The organism is Exercitatus varius (assembly GCF_029577735.1).
Classification (GTDB): domain Bacteria; phylum Pseudomonadota; class Gammaproteobacteria; order Enterobacterales; family Pasteurellaceae; genus Exercitatus; species Exercitatus varius.
Genome location: NZ_JARQTO010000002.1, coordinates 206,830 through 227,852, shown reverse-complemented (window position 1 = coordinate 227,852; position 21,023 = coordinate 206,830). Strand labels below are relative to the sequence as shown.

Sequence of the window (21,023 nt, the reverse complement as noted above, 5' to 3'; positions counted from 1 at the left end):
GGTTAAACAACAAGGGAAAAGCGACATGTCAAAACAACCGATAACAGGCGTGGCTGTCGGCACCGCGCCGGACGGGCGACCGTTTCAATTATTCACGCTGACCAACGCCGGCGGTATGACGGTTCAAATTATGGATTGGGGCGCCGGCTGGATTTCCTGCAAAGTGCCGGTTCACGGGCGATTACGGGAAGTATTGCTGGGTTGCAAAGCGGAAGATTACCCGCAGCAAACCGCCTATCTCGGCGCCAGCATCGGACGCTACGCTAATCGGATCGCCAATAGCCGTTTCGAATTAAACGGTCAAAGATTCGCGTTAACGGCCAATCAGGGCAAACACCAGTTGCACGGCGGCTCAGGCTTCGACAAGCGGCGCTGGACGCCGGAAAAGTGCGGTCAAAATTTCGTGAGTTTTTTGCTGTTTTCGGAAGACGGCGATCAAGGTTTTCCCGGCAACGTCCAGGCTCGCGTCCATTACGAACTGAGCGATGACAATAGGCTGACGATCACTTACGAAGCGCAAAGCGATCGGGATACGCCGCTCAATTTGACCAATCACGCTTATTTCAACTTACTCAACGCCGCCGACGGCTGCGATGTGCGAGATCACTTTTTACAGTTAAACGCCGCGCAATTTTTACCCGTAGACAGCGAAGGCATTCCCAATTCGCCGTTGAAAGATGTGGCGGGAACCAGTTTCGACTTTCGCCGTGCCAAACCGATCAAGCAGGACTTTTTACTAGAAGAACAACGGGCGACCAAAGGGTACGATCACGCGTTTCTGCTGAATGAGGATGCGACAAAAACAGCAGCGATTCTGACCGCACCAGACGGGTCGTTACAGTTGAAAATAAGTACGTCGCAGCCGGCGTTACAGGTTTACTGCGGAAATTATCTGGCCGGCACGCCCACTCGTTCGGGCGGCGTTTATCAGGATTATCAAGGCATCGCATTTGAAACGCAGGCGTTACCCGATACGCCGAACCATCCGGAATGGCAACGATTCGGCGGCATGGTGAAAGCGGGAGAACATTATCAACAGCGTACCACCTTCCAATTTGTGACCGCCGAATAACAAAACGCCCGCCGATTTTATTCGACGGGCGTTTTTCTTTGTTTTATTCCTGATACGTTTTTTCTTCCGGCAAAATCAGATTCAGAATAATGGCAAGCAACGAACCCACCGTAATCCCCGAGCCCAATACTTCTTTGAAAAAGTGCGGAAGTTTATCCAATAATTCCGGGCGAGTGGTGACGGCTAATCCGCAACCGATGGAAATCGCAATAATCAAGCCGTTACGACGGCTGCGTTCCACGGTATCCAGCATCTGAATTCCCGCCGCAATAATCATGGCAAACATCATTAGCCCCGCTCCGCCCAACACCGGCAACGGAATCGACACGATTAACGCACCGAATACCGGGAACAGCCCCGCCAACACTAATAATACGCCGGTTAATGCCACCACATAACGGCTGGCCACGCCGGTTAGAGAAATAACACCGATATTTTGTGAGAAAGAAGAAAACGGTGTGGTCGACATAATTGCGGCCAGTGCGGAACCCAGTCCGTCCGCCAATACGCCGCCGCGCAGATGTTTACCGGTAATTTCCGTTTGTGTGGCGTTTCCCAACGCCAGGAAATTACCGCTGGATTCCACGATCGTCACCAGATAAGCGATAGACATGCCGATAATACCGGAAATCGGGAAGGATAAACCGAAATGTAACGGTTGCGGCAAAGCAAAAATATCGGCGTTTTTCACACCGTCAAAACTTACCCAGCCCAAGGCCAACGCCACGATATAGCCCGTCATCATGCCGATCACAATGGCCGCCGCAGAGAAAATTCCTTTTCCCCATTGCACCAACACAATAACAATCACCAGTACGAAAGTCGCCATCATCAGATTGGCCGGCGTCGCGTAATCGGCATCGCCGCGCTGACCGCCGGCAAACCAATCGACCGCGACGGGAATCAGACTTAAACCGATCATCATCACCACGGTTCCCGTTACCACCGGAGGAAACAGTTTACGAATCGACGGCATAAAGAAACTGCCAACAATCATCACCAGCGATCCTACCAAGGATGCGCCGAGAATCCCCGAAATACCGTATTCACTGAATCCAATCGCCAGGGCGGCGGCAACGAAAGTAAAACTCGTGCCCATTACACTGGGCAAACGAATGCCGATAGGTCCTAAACCGCGACATTGGACAACGGTAACAAGACCGGAAACCAATAAGGCCGCATTCACTAATGTGATGGTGTCCGCCGTCGGCAATTTAAGCACGTTACCGATAACCAAAGGCACCGCAATAATGCCGCCCAGCGCCGCTAACAAATGTTGTGCGGCAAGTAATAAACTTAAGCCAAACGGTGGCTTATCTTCTACGTTATAGAGTAAACGATTCACTGTGTTAATCCTGTTGGTCAAGCAAATCAGCAGTTTTAGCCTTGCCGCGTTTGACAAGGCGTGAACGCATTCTGATATTAATCATTTCCACACAAACGGAGAAGGTCATTGCGAAGTACACATAAGCTTTCGGAATATGGAAATCAAGACTTTCTGCAATCAGCATCACACCAATCATAATTAAGAACGATAATGCCAAAACCTTAAGTGTCGGATGGGTATCCACAAAATCGCCTATCGCGCGAGCGGCAAGCATCATCACGCCGACGGCAATCATAATGGCGATAATCATTATTTCAAGATTATTTACCATACCCACAGCGGTGATAACGGAATCAAGCGAAAACACAATATCGAGAACAGCAATTTGGATGAGCGTGAAGAAATAGTTCGGAACTTTTTTCTTATCGAGAATTTCATCATCTTCGTCTTCAGGAATCATTTCATTATGGATTTCATGCGTACTTTTGACAATTAAGAACAACCCTCCGAGCAATAAAATTAAATCCCGACCTGAGATCTCTTGCCCGAGTACGGTAAATAACGGTTGAGTCAGTTTCATAATCCAAGCGAGTGAAACCAATAATGCAATACGCGTACACATAGCAAGCGTCAGCCCGATAACACGAGCGGATTGGCGCTGCTTCACCGGCAAACGCCCCACCAGAATACTGATAAAAATAATGTTGTCGATACCCAGCACGATTTCAAGTGCGGTTAATGTGAAAAGTGCAATCCAGGCTTCGGGATTACTAAGCCACTCAAACATAATATGTCCTTAAAAAGAAATTGAATTTGCCGATCATATCGACTCGATAAAAAAATGCAATCAAGCGACGAAATAATTTTGCAAAATTTCGGCCGTAAATTCTTTGCGTAAATAAAAGCCCAGCGGCAGAGTTTCGATAACCTCTCCTTTCCGACCGATAGCTTGGGTGCGGGCTTTATTATTAGCGCCTTTCGGGCGCAACTGCAGCACTTCGCCCAGCGTAGCGTTAATCTGATGAACCTTGCCCAACACAATGTAATCCATCAGTTCCTCCCAATCGCGGCGAAGGCGGTTTTCCTGTTCCGCATCGGGCTGCCATAACACCGGCGCGCCGATATAACGTTCCGCCAAAGGAATCCGCCGTTCACCCTGCACGGGAATCCACAATACTTTGGACAATTTATGCTTAACGTGCGAATGCGCCCAGTTAACGCCTGAATTCTGTACCAGCGGCGCAAGACTGACGAAAGTGGTTTCCAGGGGATAACCTTGCGCATCAATAGGAATGGTTTTAAGTTCGATGCCGAGATGAGAAAAATCCTGTTCGGGCTTGCTGCCCGCTTTGGCGCCCAAAGCTATTTCCAGTAATTGCCCGACCCAGCCTTTATTGCGCTTAAGATTCGGCGGCACGGAAAGATTCAGCTCCGTCGCCAGTTCACCCAAGGTCAGACCCGCGATGGATTTTGCACGATTAAGCAATTCGGTTTCGGATGAAGGGCTATCGGTTTTCATAAAGTGCGGTCAAAATTTTGAATGTTTTTTATTCGGCATGGATAATCCGTCGTTCAGATTTTGTACTTTTTCAACAATTTCTGTTTCACGTATTCCACGCCTTTGTCCACATAAGCGACGCCTTCCAAATCCAGTAAAAAACGTTTTACCGGCAATCCGCCGCCGAAACCGGTCAATTGACGGTTTTTGCCCAGCACGCGATGACAAGGAATAATAATGCTGATGGGATTGCTGCCTACCGCTCCGCCCACGGCACGCACGGCTTTCGGGTTATCCAGCGCCTGCGCCAGACCACCGTAAGTGGCGGTTTCGCCTAAAGGAATTTTCCGCAACGCCGTCCAGACGGCTTGCTGAAAATCGGTGCCCTGCGGCGCCAGAGGAATTTGCGCGAAGGTTTCTTTTTCGCCGTTGAAATAACGCGTTAACGCCGCTTTCACCTCATCAAACAGAGGACGATTTTCATCAAAAATCCATTTCGGATTCGGCGTCGTCTGTTCCGCTTCGCAATCAAGATTGGTCAGCTTGCCGTCCTGTTCCAACATCAGCAAGCGCCCGACCGGCGAAGAAAAATAGCAATAATAAATCGGTTTCATAAAATAAAAAGGGCGTAAAAAAACTTACGCCCGATTATAGATGAAATCGATTAGAAACGATAGTTTAAGTTCAAACCGTAAAGATTAACCTGTGAACGCACTTTATAACGGCCTTCCACCGAAATTCCGCGTACGTTTTCCACTTCCGTGAAGGTGCGGGTTTTGCCGTGCACATAGGCGTAAGCCAGATCCACGGAAAGATTCGGCGTAAACCGATAGGTCGCGCCCAGACTGTACCACATACGATGCGTGTCCGGGATAGAAATGGAGGATTTACGTCCCGCCGCGCCTTCGTCATGGGCAATCCCCGCGCGTAAGGTTAGCTTATCGTTCACGTCATAAGTGGTACCGAAAGCCACACGGGAAGTATCGCCGAAATGTTCCGTTTTATCAAAAACCTGAACGCCGGAGTCGGTATAAGCCTGTAAGCGTTGTACGCGACTCCACTTGGTCAATTTATAGCTGTAATGAATCGCCCAGTTAGAAGTTAATTGGTGATAACCGGAAAACTCCCAATAATCCGGCAGATTCAACTCCACCGAACCGTCATGTTTGGTTAATCCGCCCAGGCCGGCAGGCAAATCGTTTTCAATCGTACCGTCAAATTTAATTTTCACTTTGGAATGATAAGCCAGACCGAAGCGATGATTCGGGTTGATTTGGTACGTTGCGCCGGCATTATAACCGATGCCCCAGTCGTCCCCTTTCAAATCCGTCACAAAATCCGTCGGCAAAATGGTTTCCGACCGGCCCGCCATCTTCAAACGGGCATTCAATAAAGGCGCTAAACCGCCGACACGGCGCGAGAGTTTCGCTTCCGCATAAACCACATCCAATCCCAGACCAAAACTCCAGTGCTCATCCAAACGGTATGCGCCGCTCAGATTCAGATTGATAGTGGTTAAATCCGTCGTTCCGCCCATTAACCCGGCGTTATAATCCGCGTTATATTCGGTGGCCAACCCGTAATTCACATTTGCTCCGCCACCAACGGAAAATTTCTCGTCAATAGGATAAATCCAATAAGCGTTAGGCAAAAATTTACTTGAAATGGCGTCGGAATAACCGGCGTCGACACGATATCCCACAGCCGGCACACCGATCTCGCCCTCAATATTCACACCCGGATTCACCCAAATGCCGCCCATTGAAATTTCAGGACGTTTAAATTGTGTCATTAACGCCGGATTGGTTGCCACCACGCCCGCGTTATCGGCAATCGCCGCTTCCCCGGCATAAGCGCGTCCCAAACCTGATGTCGTCACTTCCTGCAACTGAAAAGCCGCCGCGTTAGCTGCGCCCGCACAAAGCGTTAACGCCGAAGCAAACAGCGTTTTTGTTAAAATTTTATTCATTAAATCAGTTCCCTGGATCATATCCGTTCAATAAAAACAGCCGGATTCTAAATAAAGCTGAAATCCGGTGCAAATTTATTTGTTATATTTAGAACTAATCCGACCAGTTAACTTGAAACGGTTAAAAATGACGACAACGAATTAAAATATGCTCACTCGACAGGAGAAACGCCATGACTCAAACCTTGCAACAAAAAATTCTGGAAAACAGCGGCTGTTCTAAAAAGAAAAGCACGGAATTTCTCGACGGCAGTGAAAGTGCGGTCGATTTTGAGCAAGTTTTTACCACGGAAGAAGAGGCGCGGCAAACGCTTAGTCGGCTCACCGCCATAGCACGGGAAGCAGAAACCGAACCCTGTATTATTCAAAGCCGCATTTATCCGCAAAATCATTGGTTTCACCTGAAAGCGCAATTTGAATTCTGTTGTCAGGCGGAAAGTTTCATTTTTCAGATGAAATGCCGATCATCGGTAAAAGTTTAAAAACTCAGGGATAAACGCTTCGCTTTCTTATCAATTCAGAATTTTATACTAAATAAACAAGATAATTTAGTTTATTAATTTTATTTAAATCCTCATAATCCATTAAAAAACAAATATTTATCTAAAAAATCCGTTGACAGTGCCGTTTAAATCCGTAAGATTGAGGGCAATTCAACGGAATTTACAGGATTTTCTATGTTCTACTTCGTTTCTCTCCTGCTTAACTTACGATTATCACAGTCTCTGTGCGGTTAAGTTGTGGACGAGAGAAATGCAGCAAACATTCAAAAAACGTTTCCAAATTCGCCCGCACTTTAAGCGGGTTTTTTCATATATAAAAAGGACATCAATATGGCTCAAGATCGCGTCATTATTTTCGACACCACCTTGCGTGATGGCGAACAAGCATTAAAAGCAAGTTTAACCGTAAAAGAAAAATTGCAGATTGCCTTAGCCTTGGAACGCTTAGGCGTGGACGTGATGGAAGTAGGCTTTCCGGTTTCATCCGCCGGCGATTTCGAATCCGTGCAAACCATCGCTCAACACGTGAAAAACAGTATCGTTTGCGGGCTTTCCCGGGCGGTGAACAAAGACATCGACGCCGCGGCGCAAGCCTTAAAAGTGGCGGAACGTTTCCGGATTCATACCTTTATCGCCACCTCCGCTTTGCATGTGGAAGCCAAATTAAAACGCTCTTTCGACGACGTGGTGGAAATGGCGGTTGCAGCGGTGAAACGCGCCCGTCAATATACCGACGACGTGGAATTTTCCTGTGAAGACGCGGGCCGTACCGGTATCGATAATATCTGTCGCGTCGTTGAAGCCGCCATTAATGCGGGCGCAACCACGGTGAATATTCCGGATACCGTGGGTTTCTGTCTGCCGACGGAATACGGCAATATTATCCATCAGGTTATGAATCGCGTGCCGAATATCGACAAAGCCGTGGTTTCCGTGCATTGCCATAACGACCTGGGCATGGCGACCGCCAATTCCTTAACCGCAGTATTGAACGGCGCGCGCCAAATCGAATGTACGATTAACGGTATCGGCGAACGCGCAGGCAATACGGCCTTAGAAGAAGTGGTGATGAGCATGAAAACCCGTCAGGACTTATTTGCCGTAGATACGCGTATTAACACTCAGGAAATTCACCGCGTCAGCCAAATGGTAAGCCAGATTTGCAATATGCCGATTCAGCCGAATAAAGCGATCGTCGGTGAAAACGCGTTCTCCCATTCATCGGGAATTCATCAGGACGGCATGCTGAAAAACAAAAATACTTACGAAATTATGTCGCCCGAAACCATCGGTCTGAAAAAAGAGAAGTTAAACTTAACCGCCCGTTCCGGTCGTGCAGCGGTGAAAGGTCATATGGCGGATATGGGTTATACCGAACAGGATTACGATTTGGACAAACTATACGAAGCGTTCCTGAAACTTGCCGATAAAAAAGGCCAGGTGTTCGATTACGATCTGGAAGCGCTCGCCTTTATCGATATGCAGCAAGGTGATGAAGATCGCCTGAAATTAGACGTCATCACGTCGCAAACCATCAGCACGCTGCCGGCTTCCGCATTCGTGCAGGTGGAACTGGACGGTAAACGGATTAACCAAACCTCCAACGGCGGTAACGGCCCGGTGGACGCGGTGTATAACGCCATTATGCAAATCGTGGGCATGGATCTGAAAATGTCTCACTATAACTTAACCGCGAAAGGCGAAGGCGCCGAAGCCCTCGGCCAAGTGGATATTGTGGTAGAATATCAGGGACGTAAATTCCACGGCGTAGGTTTGGCGACGGACATCGTCGAATCCTCCGCACTGGCGCTGGTGCATGCCATCAATGCGATTTACCGTTCGCAAAAAGTGGCGGATTTAACCAAGGATTTAAAACATTAATTGTTAAAGGCTCGCAGAACTTAAAAGTGCGGTCACAAAAAGCAACGCTTTTTGAACGTTGGCTTTGCCAACGGTGGCGAAGCCATAAGTAATCGCATCGGCGATTACGCATAAAATTTTAATCATTTTTCAGCAATAGGAAAACAACATGTCGACATACAACGTAGCGGTGCTTCCCGGCGACGGTATCGGGCCCGAAGTCATGGCGGAAGCCATTAAGGTTTTAGACAAAGTCCAGGCGAAATTCGGTTTTAAACTGAATTTCACTCAATACCTGGTGGGCGGCGCGGCAATCGATACGAAAGGCGAACCGTTGCCGGCGGAAACGTTAAAAGGCTGTGATGAGGCCGACGCCATTTTATTCGGTTCCGTAGGCGGCCCGAAATGGACCAATCTGCCGCCGGATCGCCAACCGGAACGTGGCGCTTTACTGCCGCTGCGCAAACATTTCAAACTGTTTTGTAATCTTCGTCCCGCCACGCTTTATAAAGGCTTGGAAAAATTCTGTCCGCTACGCGCGGACATCGCGGCGAAAGGCTTCGATATGGTGGTGGTACGCGAATTAACCGGCGGAATCTACTTCGGTCAGCCGAAAGGTCGCGAAGGCGAAGGTTCGCAAACCAAAGCGTTTGACACCGAAGTGTATTACAAATACGAAATCGAACGCATTGCCCGCGCCGCCTTCGACGCCGCCATGAAACGCCGTAAACGCGTCACCTCGGTAGACAAAGCGAACGTGCTGCAAAGCTCAATCCTATGGCGCGAAACCGTAGCGGAAATCGCCAAAGAATATCCGCAAGTGACCGTTGAAAACATGTATATCGACAACGCCACCATGCAATTAATCAAAGCGCCGGAAAGTTTCGACGTGTTGCTTTGTTCGAACATTTTCGGCGATATTATTTCCGACGAAGCGGCGATGATTACCGGTTCAATGGGAATGTTGCCGTCCGCCAGCCTGAATGAAGAAGGATTCGGTTTATACGAACCGGCAGGCGGCAGCGCACCGGATATTGCCGGCAAAGGCATTGCGAATCCGATCGCGCAAATTCTTTCCGCCGCCATGATGTTACGTTACAGCTTTAACCTTAACGAAGCGGCGGACGCCATTGAAAATGCGGTGCAAAGCGTGTTAGCGGCGGGCCATCGCACCGGCGATTTAGCGGATAATTCGACACCCGTTTCAACGGCGGAAATGGGAACTTTGATTGCGAATGCAATTTAAAAAAACTTGCGAAAATTTTATGCGTAATCGCCGATGCGATTACTTATGGCTTCGCCACCGTTGGCAAAGCCAACGTTCAAAAAGCGTTGCTTTTTGTGACCGCACTTTATGCATCGGGCGTAATAAAATACGCCCTCACAACGAATTTACGATCTAACGAGAGACTAAAATGGGCAAAACACTCTACCAAAAACTGTTCGACGCACACGTGGTGTACGAAGCGGAAGGCGAAACGCCGATTCTTTATATTAACCGACATTTGATTCACGAAGTGACGTCGCCGCAAGCGTTTGACGGCTTGCGGGTGGCGGGACGTCAGGTGCGTCAGGTGAGCAAAACCTTCGGCACCATGGATCACAGCATTTCAACCCAAGTGCGCGATGTCAACAAACTTGAAGGTCAGGCGAAAATTCAGGTTTTAGAATTGGATAAAAACTGTAAAGCCACCGGCATTTCATTATTTGACATGAATACCAAAGAACAGGGTATCGTGCATGTCATGGGACCGGAACAAGGCTTAACCTTGCCGGGAATGACCATTGTTTGCGGCGACTCGCACACCGCAACTCACGGCGCATTCGGCGCGTTGGCGTTCGGAATCGGCACCTCCGAAGTGGAACATGTGTTAGCCACTCAAACGCTGAAACAGGCGCGTGCGAAAAACATGAAAGTGGAAGTACGCGGCAAGGTCAACCCGGGCATTACCGCAAAAGACATCGTTTTGGCGATTATCGGCAAAACGACCATGGCGGGCGGCACCGGTCATGTGGTGGAATTCTGCGGAGAAGCGATTCAAGATCTTTCGATGGAAGGACGAATGACCGTATGTAACATGGCAATTGAATTCGGCGCCAAAGCCGGTTTAATCGCACCGGACGAAACCACATTCGCATACCTGAAAGGTCGTCCGCATGCGCCGAAAGGCAAAGATTGGGACGACGCCGTGGAATACTGGAAAACTTTAAAATCCGATGACGACGCGCATTTCGATACGGTTGTGGTGTTAGAAGCCAAAGACATCGCCCCGCAAGTGACCTGGGGAACCAATCCGGGACAAGTCATCGCCATCGATCAACTTGTGCCGAATCCGGCGGAGATGACGGATCCCGTCACCAAAGCGTCAGCGGAAAAAGCCTTGGCTTACATTGGGTTGGAACCTAACACCGATCTAAAAGACGTGGCTGTCGATCAGGTGTTTATCGGCTCCTGCACCAACTCTCGTATCGAAGACTTACGCGCCGCCGCCGCCGTAATGAAAGGCCGTAAAAAAGCGGATAACGTAAAACGCGTGTTAGTCGTCCCGGGTTCAGGCTTAGTGAAAGAACAAGCGGAAAAAGAAGGATTGGACAAAATCTTTATCGAAGCCGGGGCAGAATGGCGCAATCCGGGTTGTTCAATGTGCTTGGGAATGAATGACGATCGTTTAGGCGAATGGGAACGTTGCGCCTCCACCTCAAACCGCAACTTTGAAGGTCGCCAGGGCCGTAACGGTCGCACTCACCTGGTCAGCCCCGCAATGGCGGCCGCGGCGGCGATGTTCGGTAAATTCGTCGATATTCGTCATGTCGAATTAAATTAATCATGAATATAAGGGCGAATAACATTCGCTCTTGCAAAAAGGATAAAAATAAAATGACAGGATTAAAACAACATTCGGGCTTGGTTGTTCCGCTGGATGCAGCGAACGTGGACACGGACGCAATTATTCCGAAACAATTCTTACAAGCCATCACCCGCGTGGGTTTCGGCAAACATTTATTCCACGAATGGCGTTATTTAGATGCGGCGGAAACCCAACCCAACCCGGAATTCGTGCTGAATTTCCCGCAATATCAGGGCGCCAGCATTTTACTCGCCCGCAAAAATTTAGGCTGCGGCTCATCCCGCGAACATGCGCCTTGGGCACTTGCCGACTACGGTTTCAAAGTGATGATTGCACCAAGTTTTGCGGACATTTTCTACAACAACAGCTTAAACAATCACATGTTGCCGATTAAATTAAGCGAAGCAGAAGTGGACGAAATTTTTCACTGGGTTTGGGACAACCCGGGCAAACAAATTCATGTGGATTTGGAAGCGAAAACCGTCACTGTCGGCGAGAAAGTTTATCATTTCGACTTGGACGAATTCCGCCGTCACTGTCTGTTGGAAGGCCTGGACAACATCGGCTTAACCCTTCAACATGAAGACGCGATCGCAGCGTATGAGAAAAAAATTCCCGCGTTCTTGCGTTAATCTTCCGTTCTAAAAAAGTGCGGGCAAAAAAACGTTAATTTTTTTGCCCGCACTTTTATCGTCATAATTCTTGTTTTCCGTAACCTTTCAATTCGGTCGGTATTGCTGTTGCAACGGCAGCGTTTTTCCCGTATTGACGCAATAAGCCGTTAAATTGCGCTCAGTTTAAACCGAGTCTGCGCCCGACTTTGCGTAGCAGTAAAAATCCCCAAGGCCACAACGCGCCGGTAATAAGAGCGCCGAAAATGTCTTTCCAGTCAAAAACGGCGCTGTGAATAAACATTTCCACCAGGAAAATGCCAAAACGAATAACGAAAACCGCAATCATCATCAGCAGACTTTGCTGCCAAAGGGATAAATTGCTGAGAATTTGATGGTAACGGGCAACAAAATAGGCAAAAACGGAAAGCACTAAACCATGTACGCCTAAAATGGAACCGATAACCAAATCCCAGATAATGCCCAGCACGAACGCCGTTCCTACATTCACGGTCGTCGGCAACGCCAGAATCCAATAGGTTAAAATCAGGATCAACCAAGAAGGTTTAAAGCTTTGGAAACCGCTCGGCCAGGGCGCAATTTCGAGTACCAGCGCCACCACAAAAACGGCAACCAGACCTATTACCTGTAACAAAAACCGTCCGTTCATTAATCTTCTTCTCTATGTTCCTGAATTTCAGGCGAAACCTGATGATCGTTACTGTTCATTTCCGGTAAATTTTCGGGAATCGCAATATCGTCTTTTTCGCCGTTTTCTTTGCTATTCTCGTTTCCTTCCGTCACCAAGGCTTTTTTAGTGTCCACGCCGCGTTCCTTATTGGCCAAACGTTGCTGCACCGTATTGCGCACATCTTCGGGCGAACTGGCCTGATATTTATGAATTTCTTCATGGCTCCAAACCAATAATACGTAACGTAAGCGCTCCAGCGACGCCAACGGTTTTGCCGTCACGGTGGCGAAATAATTGGAACCGTCGCGCGATACGTTTTCCACCACCGCAACCGGATAACCTTCGGGGAAACGGCCGCCCAGGCCCGAAGTCACCAATAAATCGCCTTTCGCAATATCCACGGAACGCGGCACATTATCCAAGGTTAACTCATCGCTGCGTCCCGATCCGCTGGCAATCACTCGTACGTCATTACGTAAAACCTGAACGGGAATGGAATGCGTTACGTCGCTAATCAACAACACGCGACTGCTTTTTTCGCCGACGGAAATAATCTGTCCGACCACACCTTTTTCATCAATTACCGGCTGCCCCACATAGGCGCCTTCTTGCCGCCCTTGGTTAATCACGACCTGCTGACGATAACGATCCGTTTCCGCGGTCAGAATTTCTCCGATTTTTTTGTATTCGTCGGTCCGCAACGGCGAATTGAGCAACAGACGCAAACGTTGATTTTCCACTTTAAGCTGATCCAGCAACAACAAATCCGCGTTTTTCTCGCGCAACTGTTCTTTCAGCACTTTATTTTCAATTTGCAGTTTGCCGGTATCCACCAGATTTTCCGATACGTTATCCAGCACCGTACGCGGCGTATTGGCGAGATAATACAAGCCTCCGACCGCCGTTTCCATAAAACTGCGGACTTTGATCATAGTATTCGTCTGCCCGTCCGTCAGAATCAGCATAATGGATGCCGTAACGGCCAAAAACAAACGCAGCCCCAAAGGGGAAGTTTTACTGAAAATAGGTTTCATCAAATCAACATAAACAGATAAAAAGTGCGGTCAAATTTAACCGCACTTTTTATTATAAGAAAAATGTTAGTCTTCGCTAAAAATATCCGTGCCGTATTGATCGATCATTTCCAACGTTTCGCCGCCGCCGCGCGCAACGCAAGTCAAGGGATCATCGGCAATAATAACCGGCACGCCCGATTCTTTCGCTAATAAAATATCGATATTACGCAACAGCGCGCCGCCGCCGGTTAAAACCATGCCGTGCGCATAAATATCCGCCGCATGTTCCGGTTTACATTCTTCCAGCGCGGTACGCATTGCTCTGATAATGCCTTCCAGCGGTTGTTGAATCGCTTCCAGGACATCGCGCGAAGTTAATGTGAAAGCGCGCGGCACACCTTCCGCCAAATTACTGCCGAACACTTCCATTTCTAAAATTTCATCGTCGTCCTGAATATAGGCGGTACCGATGGCATGTTTGATGTGTTCCGCCGTGGATTCACCGATTAACGAGCCGAAGGTACGACGCACATAAGCGATAATCGCTTCGTCGAATTTATCGCCGCCGATACGCACGGACGACGAATAAGCCACGCCGTTTAAGGCGATAACCGCGATTTCCGTCGTGCCGCCGCCGATATCGATGACCATTGAACCGGTCGGTGTAGAAACCGGTAATTTCGCCCCGATTGCCGCCGCCATCGGTTCAACAATCAAATGCACTTCGCGCGCACCCGCACCGAAGGCGGATTCTTTAATCGCACGGCGTTCCACCTGAGTGGCGCCCGCCGGCACGCAGATAACCACGCGCGGGCTTGGACGCAGGAAATTGCTGCTATGCACTTGCTTGATGAAGTGTTGCAACATTTTTTCAGTGACTGAGAAATCGGCGATCACGCCGTCTTTCATCGGGCGGATAGCCGTGATGTTGTTCGATGTACGGCCTAACATTAATTTTGCATCTTTACCGACCGCCGCAATACTTTTATTACCGCCGCGTCCCTGACGGATCGCCACCACTGAGGGTTCATTCAATACGATGCCCTGCCCTTTCACGTAAATCAAGGTATTCGCCGTACCCAGGTCAATAGAAAGATCGTTTGAGAATAATCCGCGAATTTTTTTAAATAACATAAGAATTCCATTAAATTTTGATTAAACCGCGCTTAAATTTTAAGCTTGAAAAAAATTGTGCATAATGTACCAAAAAATGACCGCACTTTACAGTGAATTTTATTCGAATATAAAAAAGACCGCAGCAAAAGTGCGGTCGATTTTTTTAAAGTTTTTCCGTTTTAGGCTGTTTGAACACCGTCACTTCCGGCGCTTCGCCCCGATATTTCTCGATTTGTACGATACAGGTATTCGGCGAATTTCCCTGCGCCAGTTTCGACGTGCCTTCATCGCGGGTTAACACGTTGGCGCAACCGTTTTTACACAGCGGTTTTTCCGTTTCGCCCGGATTTAGCGGATCGTACCAGGCGCCTTCATGTAAAGCGATCGTGCCTTTAATGATGCCGTCGGTCACGACCGCTCCCGCCAACACTTGCCCGCGAGGGCTTTCAATGCGAACAATGTCGCCGTCGGCAATATTGCGGGATTTCGCATCGTCCGGATGAATCAGCACCGGTTCGCGATCCTTCACCGCGTATTTCTGACGCAATGAGGTGTGCGCCAACTGGCTGTGCAAACGGTAATACGGATGCGGCGTGACCAGCGCGAGCGGATATTCCGCCGTAACCTTGCCGGCGTATTCCTCCGGCTCCATCCAACTCGGGTAACCTTTGCAATCGTCATAATTCATCTTGGCGATAGTTTCGGAAAAAATCTCAATTTTGCCGGATGGCGTTCCCAACGGATTCAGTAACGGATCTTCACGAAATTCTTCATAACGGACCCATTTTTTCGCTTTTTCCGACGTTTCAAAGGTAATCGGTTTATTTTCCTGCCAGAACCGCTCGAATTTCGGCATAGTAACACGGGCGTTACGCGCTGCGGTAAAAGCGGTTTGATAGAATTCTCTCAGCCATTGCATTTCCGTTTTACCTTCGGTGAACTGTTCTTCTACCCCCGCACGTTTTGCCAGTTCGGCAAAAATCTCAAAGTCGTTTTTGGCTTCAAATTGCGGCTCCACAACCTGCTTCATCGGAAAAATATTCAGCATGGAATAATCGCCGGACATGGTTAAGTCGTTACGCTCATAACTGGTGGTCGCCGGCAAGACAATATCCGCCATGCGCGCCGTTGCCGTCCAGTTCACTTCGTTAACGATAATGGTGTCCGGTTTGCGCCAGGCTTTCACCATTAAGTTGGTATCCTGATGATGGCTGTACGGATTGCCGCCGCACCAATAAATCAGCTTAATTTCGGGATAAGTGACTTCGGAACCGTTATATTGAATCACTTTTCCCGGATTTAACAGCGCATCCGTTAAGCGCGCCAACGGAAACGAATATTGCGAGGTTTCATCCAGCCAGGTTTTCGCACCGGCCGCCACGGACGGATTCGCCGTAATCGAACCCAGCACGCCGCCGGTTGCGGTCGGGACCCCGCCGTTCGAATAATGGTAACTGAAGCCGAAACCGCCGCCCGGTAAACCGATTTGTCCGAGCATGGACGCCAAAGTTACCAGCATCCAATGAGCCTGTTCGCCGTGGCGTTGACGCTGCATTCCCCAACCGCCCATCAGCATCGTACGTTTTTCGCGGAAATCATGCGCCAAAGTTTTAATCACCTCCGCCGGCACGCCGGAAATACGACTTGCCCATTCGGCGTCTTTCACTTGACCGTCCGTTTTCCCCAACAAATATTCTTCGAATTTCTCATAACCGCGCGTGTATTTTTTCAGGAAAGCTTTATCGTGTTTGTCTTCACTGACCAAAGTATGCGCCATTCCCAACATCAAAGGCACATCTGTAGCGGTGTTAAGCGGAATCCACTCCGCGCCCAGATATTCGCAACTTTCGTTACGAACCGGATCGATACAAATAATCCGTTTACCGGTTTCTTTAAATTTTTTGAAATATTCAATTCCTTTTTGATCCGTCGAAGTCCAGGCAATGCGCATGGTGGTCAATGGATTTGCGCCCCATAACACAATAATATCGGTGCTTTCCAGTAAAACTTCCCAGCTGGTTTGCTGTTCGTAAACTTCAATTGTCCCCAACACGTGCGGCATAATGACCTGTGCGGCGCCGGTGGAATAGTCTCCTTTCGTCCCCACAAAACCGCCGGTAACGTTCATATAACGGTGCAACAACGTACGGGCGGCATGCAAAGCGCCCGCACTATACCAACCGTAAGAGCCGGCAAACACACCGGTTGCACCGTATTTTTCCCGCACCCGTTTTATTTCGTTTGCCACCAAGTCCAGCGCCTGTTCCCAGGAAACGCGCACCCACTCGTCCCGCCCGCGCAAAGTGCGGTCGGAATTTCCCGTTAAATAGCCTTTGCGCACCATCGGATATTTCACCCGGGCTTCGCTATAAAGTTGATCCGCCACCACGGATTGCAGTTCGTTTTCAATCGGCGCAGGAATAGCCGCACCGGATTTCACTACTTTGCCGTTTTCTATCACCACGCCGAGCGGTCCCCAATGAGCGGCCGTCACGACGGTTCGCGATTCCGCCGTTTCTTTCGCCTGCAACGAACCGGCGGTTAAACTGCCGCCGGCCAGGGCTGCCCCCGCCACGCCTAAAGATGAAGTTTTCAAGAAATCGCGACGTCTTTGATTGATTTTTTCTTTCATGTTTTCCATCCTTATTTTGCATTGCGTTGTAGATAAATGGTGAGCGCGCGCACCTGTTCTTTTGTCATCGAAGTGCGATCTTTCATGGAATTCACCACGCCAATCCATTGATTTGCCGTGTAATGATCCGCCGCGATCGGCGCATGGCAACCGCTACAATGGGTTTCATTCAGATTTTTACCGAAGGCATTGAGCGAATTAATATCGGAGGTAACCGCATTTTTCGGCGCATTAATCGGCAACATCACCTCAGACCATTGCGAATCGGTCACGGAATCATGCACTTTGTTTTTCACTTGCAGATTGGCTTTCGCTTCGTCATCCAATACCGCAGCGGTAATCCGCTGTCCTAAGCCGGTATAAAGCACGCTTTCCGCTCCCGCCTGCTGCCAACCGTGCAGACTTGCCGCCACATTTTCGCCCTCGGCTTTCCAATCCGTTAATTCGGCAAACGGCATTAAGCGCACCTCGCCGCCGTTAGCGGATTTCGCCGTACTGACGGCCAACGCATACAACACCTTGCTTTCAGCGGAAAGCTGACCACCGTGTTTTGCCAATTCGGTATCGCCGCCGTTATCGTTTTTATCTTCCGGTAAGAAATGAACGATACCTTTGTGACAATCAATACAGGTTTGTCCGTTTTCTTTGGCCTGCGTATGGAAATCCTGTGCCGCCGGTTTCTGAGCGGAAATTTCCATGGCTTCAAAACTATGACAGGAGCGACAAGTTTCCGAATCGTTGGCTTTCATATCTTCCCACACGGTTTTCGCCATTTCCGCACGATGTTGTTCGTAAGCCTGTTTGTCCGGCAGCTTGTCGGTCACGGTGTACCACAAATCTTTCAGCGCAATAAATTTCGCTTTCAAATAATGCAAACCGTTTTCCTGCGGCACGTGACAATCCGCACAATCGGCACGAATGCCTTGAGCATTGGAAAAGTGCGCAGAACCCTCCCATTCCGCCTTAGGGTGCTCCATTGAATGGCAACTGACACAAAATTCCGTCGAATTGGTCGCTTTCAACGTTTTCTGAACGCCCAACACCGCCGCCGCACCCAAGCCCATCAGCACCAATCCGCCGATGAGTGAAATTTTCCGTTTCGCCATAAATCACTCCGTATAATAAAAATAAATTTACTACCTTAATATAGGTAAACGTCACGAAGTAATGTACTCTGTCGGTGCGTTTCGGCGCAACCGGAAAACAACAAAAACAGGATCAAGATCAAAGTTTGTCCGTTATCCTTTCCCCGTTTTTGTATGATTGAACAAATAAAAAACGTTGAAAAATTTGACCGCACTTTTGGGAGCGGATCAAAAGTGCGGTCAAAAATAATGATGTTTTTCGGTATTATGTAGCAGTTGCACAAAAGTTAATTTTAGGAAAATTTATGTAGGGGCGGGGTTTATCCCCGCCCGTAAGCCCTGATATTTGAATGAGATTCGGGCGGGGATAAACCCCGCCCCTACGAAAACATTAAATGTTTGTGCAACTGCTACATAATACCGATGTTTTTTGTTTGAACGGCGATTCAAGCGCCATCGGGCGGCAAAAATGCCGTTATTTCGGGCGCTTTACCGATAAATTTCGTCACCTGAACGGCACAACCGTTCGGTGCATTGCCTTGGGATAATTGAGACGAACTTTCATCCGGGGTGAGCACATTGGCGCAGCCGTTTTTACATAGCGGATTTTCTGTTTCGCCCGGATTTAACGGGTCATACCACGCGCCCTGATACAACGCGATAACGCCTTGCCGCACGGATTCCGTCACCAGGGCGGCGGCCAATACCCGCCCGCGCGGACTTTCAATGCAAATCACATTGCCATGGCAAATTCCGCGGGCTTTGGCGTCAATCGGATGAATCCAGGCCGGCTCGCGTCCGTTTAACGCATAATGCCGACGCAACGAAGTCTGCGCCAGCTGGCTGTGCAGGCGATAAGGCGAATGAGGCGTCACCAGAGTTAACGGATAACGCGCGTCGCCATGCTGCGCATTTTCCTCGGGTTCAAACCACACCGGATGCCCTGGGCAATCGGCGTACCGCATCGCCGCCACGGTTTGCGAATAAATTTCAATTTTGCCGGACGCCGTGTTGAGCGGGTTCGCCTGCGGATCGCGACGGAAATCCGCATATTTCACCCAATATTTATCCGATTCCTCGGCGGCAAAAATCAACGGCCGATTGGCGCGCCAGAAATCATCAAAACTCGGTAAATTTTGACCGCACTTTTGCAGCGACGAATAAAACTCGCGTAACCAATCCCACTCGGTTTTACCTTCGCTAAACTGTTCCGCAACGCCCGCCCGTTTCGCCAGCTCAAGAAAAATATCGTAATCGTTTTTCGCTTCAAATTGCGGCGGCACCGCTTGCTTCATCGGCAACAAATGCCGCATGGAAAAAGAGCCGGACTGGGTTAAATCATTGCGTTCGAAACTGGTGGTGACCGGCAACACAATGTCCGCCATTTTTGCGGTCGCCGTCCAGTTGATTTCATTGACGATAATGCATTCCGGTCGCCGCCAGGCTCGCGCCGCAAGATTGAGATCATGCTGCTGCGACAGCGGATTGCCGCCCGCCCAGTAAATCAGTTTAATGTCGGGATAAGTAATTTTGCCGCCGTTGAAAGAAATCGTTTTATGCGGATGTAACAAGGCATCCGTCAAACGCGAAACGGGAATGGCGGCCGTAAAGTGCGGGCGAAAATTCGTCGGTTTTTCGCTGATTTTGCCCAACACGCCCGCCTGCGTTCGCGCGACGCCGCCGTTACCGTTAACATGACTGAAACTGAAACCGCCGCCCGGCAAACCGATTTGCCCTAGCATGGCGGCCAACACCACCAACATCCATGCCGGTTGCTCGCCGTATTTCCGTCGCTGCATGCCCCATCCCGCCATCAATAGAGTTCGATGACGGGAAAAATCGCGGGCAAGCTGCTGAATTTGCGAGGCAGGCAAGCCGCAAATCCGGCTCGCCCATTGCGCGTTTTTCGGTTGATTGTCGGTTTTTCCCAGTAAATAGGATTCGAAAATCTCGTAACCTTGAGTATGGGTGCGCAGGAAGGCGCGATCGAGCAGCGCTTCTTCCGCCAGCGTATATGCCAAGGCTAACATTAACGCAACATCGGTGCCCGCGTGAATCGGCAACCATTCCGCCTTTAGCCGTTCACAACTTTGGGAGCGAACGGGGTCGATACAAATAATCCGTTTACCGGCTTGCTGCGCCTGCCGAAAATAAGCGATACCCTGCTGATCCGTCGCCGTCCAGGTATTACGTAACGTCGTGAGAGGATTCGCGCCCCACAACACGATAATCTCCGAATGGGCAAGCACGGTTTCCCAAGCGGAAGTTTGTTGATAAACTTCGTTACCGCCTACTACATAAGGCAGAATTTGCTGCGCCGCGGCGGTGGAATAATCGCCGAAACTGTTAACAAAACCGCCGGTGAGATTGAGATAACGCTGCAATAAAGTTCGCGAGGAATGCAACGCACCGGAACTTTTCCAACCGTAAGAACCGCCGAAAATAGCCTGGGCGCCATAGTTTTGGCGCACGCGCGTCAGTTCGTTGTGCACCCAATCCAACGCCTGCGGCCAGGATAGGCGAATCCATTGATCCCGTCCGCGTAAAGTGCGGTCGGAATTTCCTTCAAAAAATCCTTTTCTGATCATGGGAAATTTCACCCGGCACGGACTGTAAACCTGTTCGGCGACAACGGTTTGCAGCTCATTCTCCGGCTCGGCGGAAAACGCCGTAGCGGAACGGGTAATTATGCCGTTTTCCACCGTCACTTTTAATCCGCCCCAATGGGCGGCGGTTATCACCTGTCGTTTGATTGTCATATTCGTGCCTATCCGCAAAATTTTGCGGTTAAACA

The 21,023-nt window shown here is 49.3% G+C and carries 18 protein-coding genes; 6 read left to right on the top strand and 12 right to left on the bottom strand.

All coding sequences use genetic code 11. The annotated features are described in order from the left end of the window. The first annotated feature begins 25 nt into the window (after positions 1-25). The gene (gene galM / locus P7M01_RS03670; RefSeq protein ID WP_317483022.1) at positions 26-1,072 is read left to right on the top strand and encodes a galactose-1-epimerase; all 1,047 of its coding nucleotides are present in this window, start codon (positions 26-28) and stop codon (positions 1,070-1,072) included. A gap of 43 nt (positions 1,073-1,115) precedes the next feature. On the opposite strand, the gene P7M01_RS03665 is transcribed toward galM, so the two are convergent. From P7M01_RS03665 to P7M01_RS03645, 5 genes are read right to left on the bottom strand one after another with little or no spacing between them, the layout of a single operon-like run. Beyond that, positions 1,116-2,417: a nucleobase:cation symporter-2 family protein gene (locus P7M01_RS03665; RefSeq protein WP_317476429.1), complete on the bottom strand. Its 1,302-nt coding sequence runs from the start codon at positions 2,415-2,417 to the stop codon at positions 1,116-1,118. Between the two features lie 4 nt (positions 2,418-2,421). Then, entirely contained in the window at positions 2,422-3,186 is a 765-nt protein-coding gene (locus P7M01_RS03660; RefSeq protein ID WP_317476428.1) for a TerC family protein, read from the bottom strand. Between the two features lie 60 nt (positions 3,187-3,246). Further along, positions 3,247-3,918, bottom strand: coding sequence for a DNA mismatch repair endonuclease MutH (gene mutH / locus P7M01_RS03655; protein WP_317483021.1), 672 nt, complete (start codon positions 3,916-3,918; stop codon positions 3,247-3,249). A 53-nt stretch (positions 3,919-3,971) separates the two neighbouring features. Beyond that, positions 3,972-4,511 (bottom strand): methylated-DNA--[protein]-cysteine S-methyltransferase, encoded by a 540-nt coding sequence (locus P7M01_RS03650; protein WP_317480052.1) that lies wholly within the window; start codon positions 4,509-4,511, stop codon positions 3,972-3,974. Positions 4,512-4,561: 50 nt separating this feature from the next. Continuing rightward, positions 4,562-5,866: a porin gene (locus P7M01_RS03645; RefSeq protein WP_317483020.1), complete on the bottom strand. Its 1,305-nt coding sequence runs from the start codon at positions 5,864-5,866 to the stop codon at positions 4,562-4,564. A 173-nt stretch (positions 5,867-6,039) separates the two neighbouring features. Here P7M01_RS03645 and P7M01_RS03640 point away from each other — a divergent pair, with 173 nt between their 5' ends. Together P7M01_RS03640 and leuA are read left to right on the top strand one after the other, a co-directional pair. Beyond that, positions 6,040-6,348 carry a YfcZ/YiiS family protein gene (locus P7M01_RS03640; protein ID WP_317483019.1) on the top strand — a complete coding sequence of 103 codons (309 nt, stop codon included), beginning with the start codon at positions 6,040-6,042 and terminating at the stop codon, positions 6,346-6,348. A gap of 351 nt (positions 6,349-6,699) precedes the next feature. Continuing rightward, positions 6,700-8,250, top strand: coding sequence for a 2-isopropylmalate synthase (gene leuA / locus P7M01_RS03635; RefSeq protein WP_317480050.1), 1,551 nt, complete (start codon positions 6,700-6,702; stop codon positions 8,248-8,250). A gap of 3 nt (positions 8,251-8,253) precedes the next feature. On the opposite strand, the gene P7M01_RS03630 is transcribed toward leuA, so the two are convergent. Continuing rightward, on the bottom strand, positions 8,254-8,376 hold the full coding sequence (locus P7M01_RS03630) for a hypothetical protein (RefSeq protein WP_317476422.1): 123 nt from the start codon (positions 8,374-8,376) through the stop codon (positions 8,254-8,256). Between the two features lie 22 nt (positions 8,377-8,398). On the opposite strand from P7M01_RS03630, the gene leuB reads away from it, so the two are divergent. The 3 genes from leuB (at position 8,399) to leuD (ending at position 11,710) form a co-directional block, all read left to right on the top strand. Continuing rightward, the gene (gene leuB, locus P7M01_RS03625; protein ID WP_317483017.1) at positions 8,399-9,475 is read left to right on the top strand and encodes a 3-isopropylmalate dehydrogenase; all 1,077 of its coding nucleotides are present in this window, start codon (positions 8,399-8,401) and stop codon (positions 9,473-9,475) included. A gap of 169 nt (positions 9,476-9,644) precedes the next feature. After that, entirely contained in the window at positions 9,645-11,054 is a 1,410-nt protein-coding gene (gene leuC, locus P7M01_RS03620; RefSeq protein WP_317480049.1) for a 3-isopropylmalate dehydratase large subunit, read from the top strand. Positions 11,055-11,107: 53 nt separating this feature from the next. After that, a complete protein-coding gene (gene leuD / locus P7M01_RS03615) occupies positions 11,108-11,710 on the top strand; it encodes a 3-isopropylmalate dehydratase small subunit (protein ID WP_317483016.1) in 603 nt (200 codons plus the stop codon). Between the two features lie 160 nt (positions 11,711-11,870). Here the strand turns inward: leuD and mreD are convergent, their stop codons facing one another. From mreD to P7M01_RS03585, 6 genes are all read right to left on the bottom strand, one after another. Beyond that, positions 11,871-12,359 (bottom strand): rod shape-determining protein MreD, encoded by a 489-nt coding sequence (mreD, locus tag P7M01_RS03610; RefSeq protein WP_202936949.1) that lies wholly within the window; start codon positions 12,357-12,359, stop codon positions 11,871-11,873. Then, on the bottom strand, positions 12,359-13,414 hold the full coding sequence (gene mreC / locus P7M01_RS03605) for a rod shape-determining protein MreC (RefSeq protein WP_202936948.1): 1,056 nt from the start codon (positions 13,412-13,414) through the stop codon (positions 12,359-12,361). The genes mreD and mreC overlap by 1 nt, the downstream gene beginning before the upstream one ends. Positions 13,415-13,480: 66 nt before the next feature. Beyond that, on the bottom strand, positions 13,481-14,530 hold the full coding sequence (locus P7M01_RS03600) for a rod shape-determining protein (RefSeq protein ID WP_202936947.1): 1,050 nt from the start codon (positions 14,528-14,530) through the stop codon (positions 13,481-13,483). 145 nt (positions 14,531-14,675) lie between these two features. Continuing rightward, complete coding sequence (gene torA / locus P7M01_RS03595; RefSeq protein WP_394853425.1) at positions 14,676-17,144, bottom strand: trimethylamine-N-oxide reductase TorA; 2,469 nt, start codon at positions 17,142-17,144, stop codon at positions 14,676-14,678. Between the two features lie 11 nt (positions 17,145-17,155). Next, positions 17,156-18,250 (bottom strand): NapC/NirT family cytochrome c, encoded by a 1,095-nt coding sequence (locus tag P7M01_RS03590; protein ID WP_317483014.1) that lies wholly within the window; start codon positions 18,248-18,250, stop codon positions 17,156-17,158. A 425-nt stretch (positions 18,251-18,675) separates the two neighbouring features. Then, positions 18,676-20,988: a molybdopterin guanine dinucleotide-containing S/N-oxide reductase gene (locus P7M01_RS03585; RefSeq protein WP_317483013.1), complete on the bottom strand. Its 2,313-nt coding sequence runs from the start codon at positions 20,986-20,988 to the stop codon at positions 18,676-18,678. Positions 20,989-21,023: the final 35 nt, after the last annotated feature.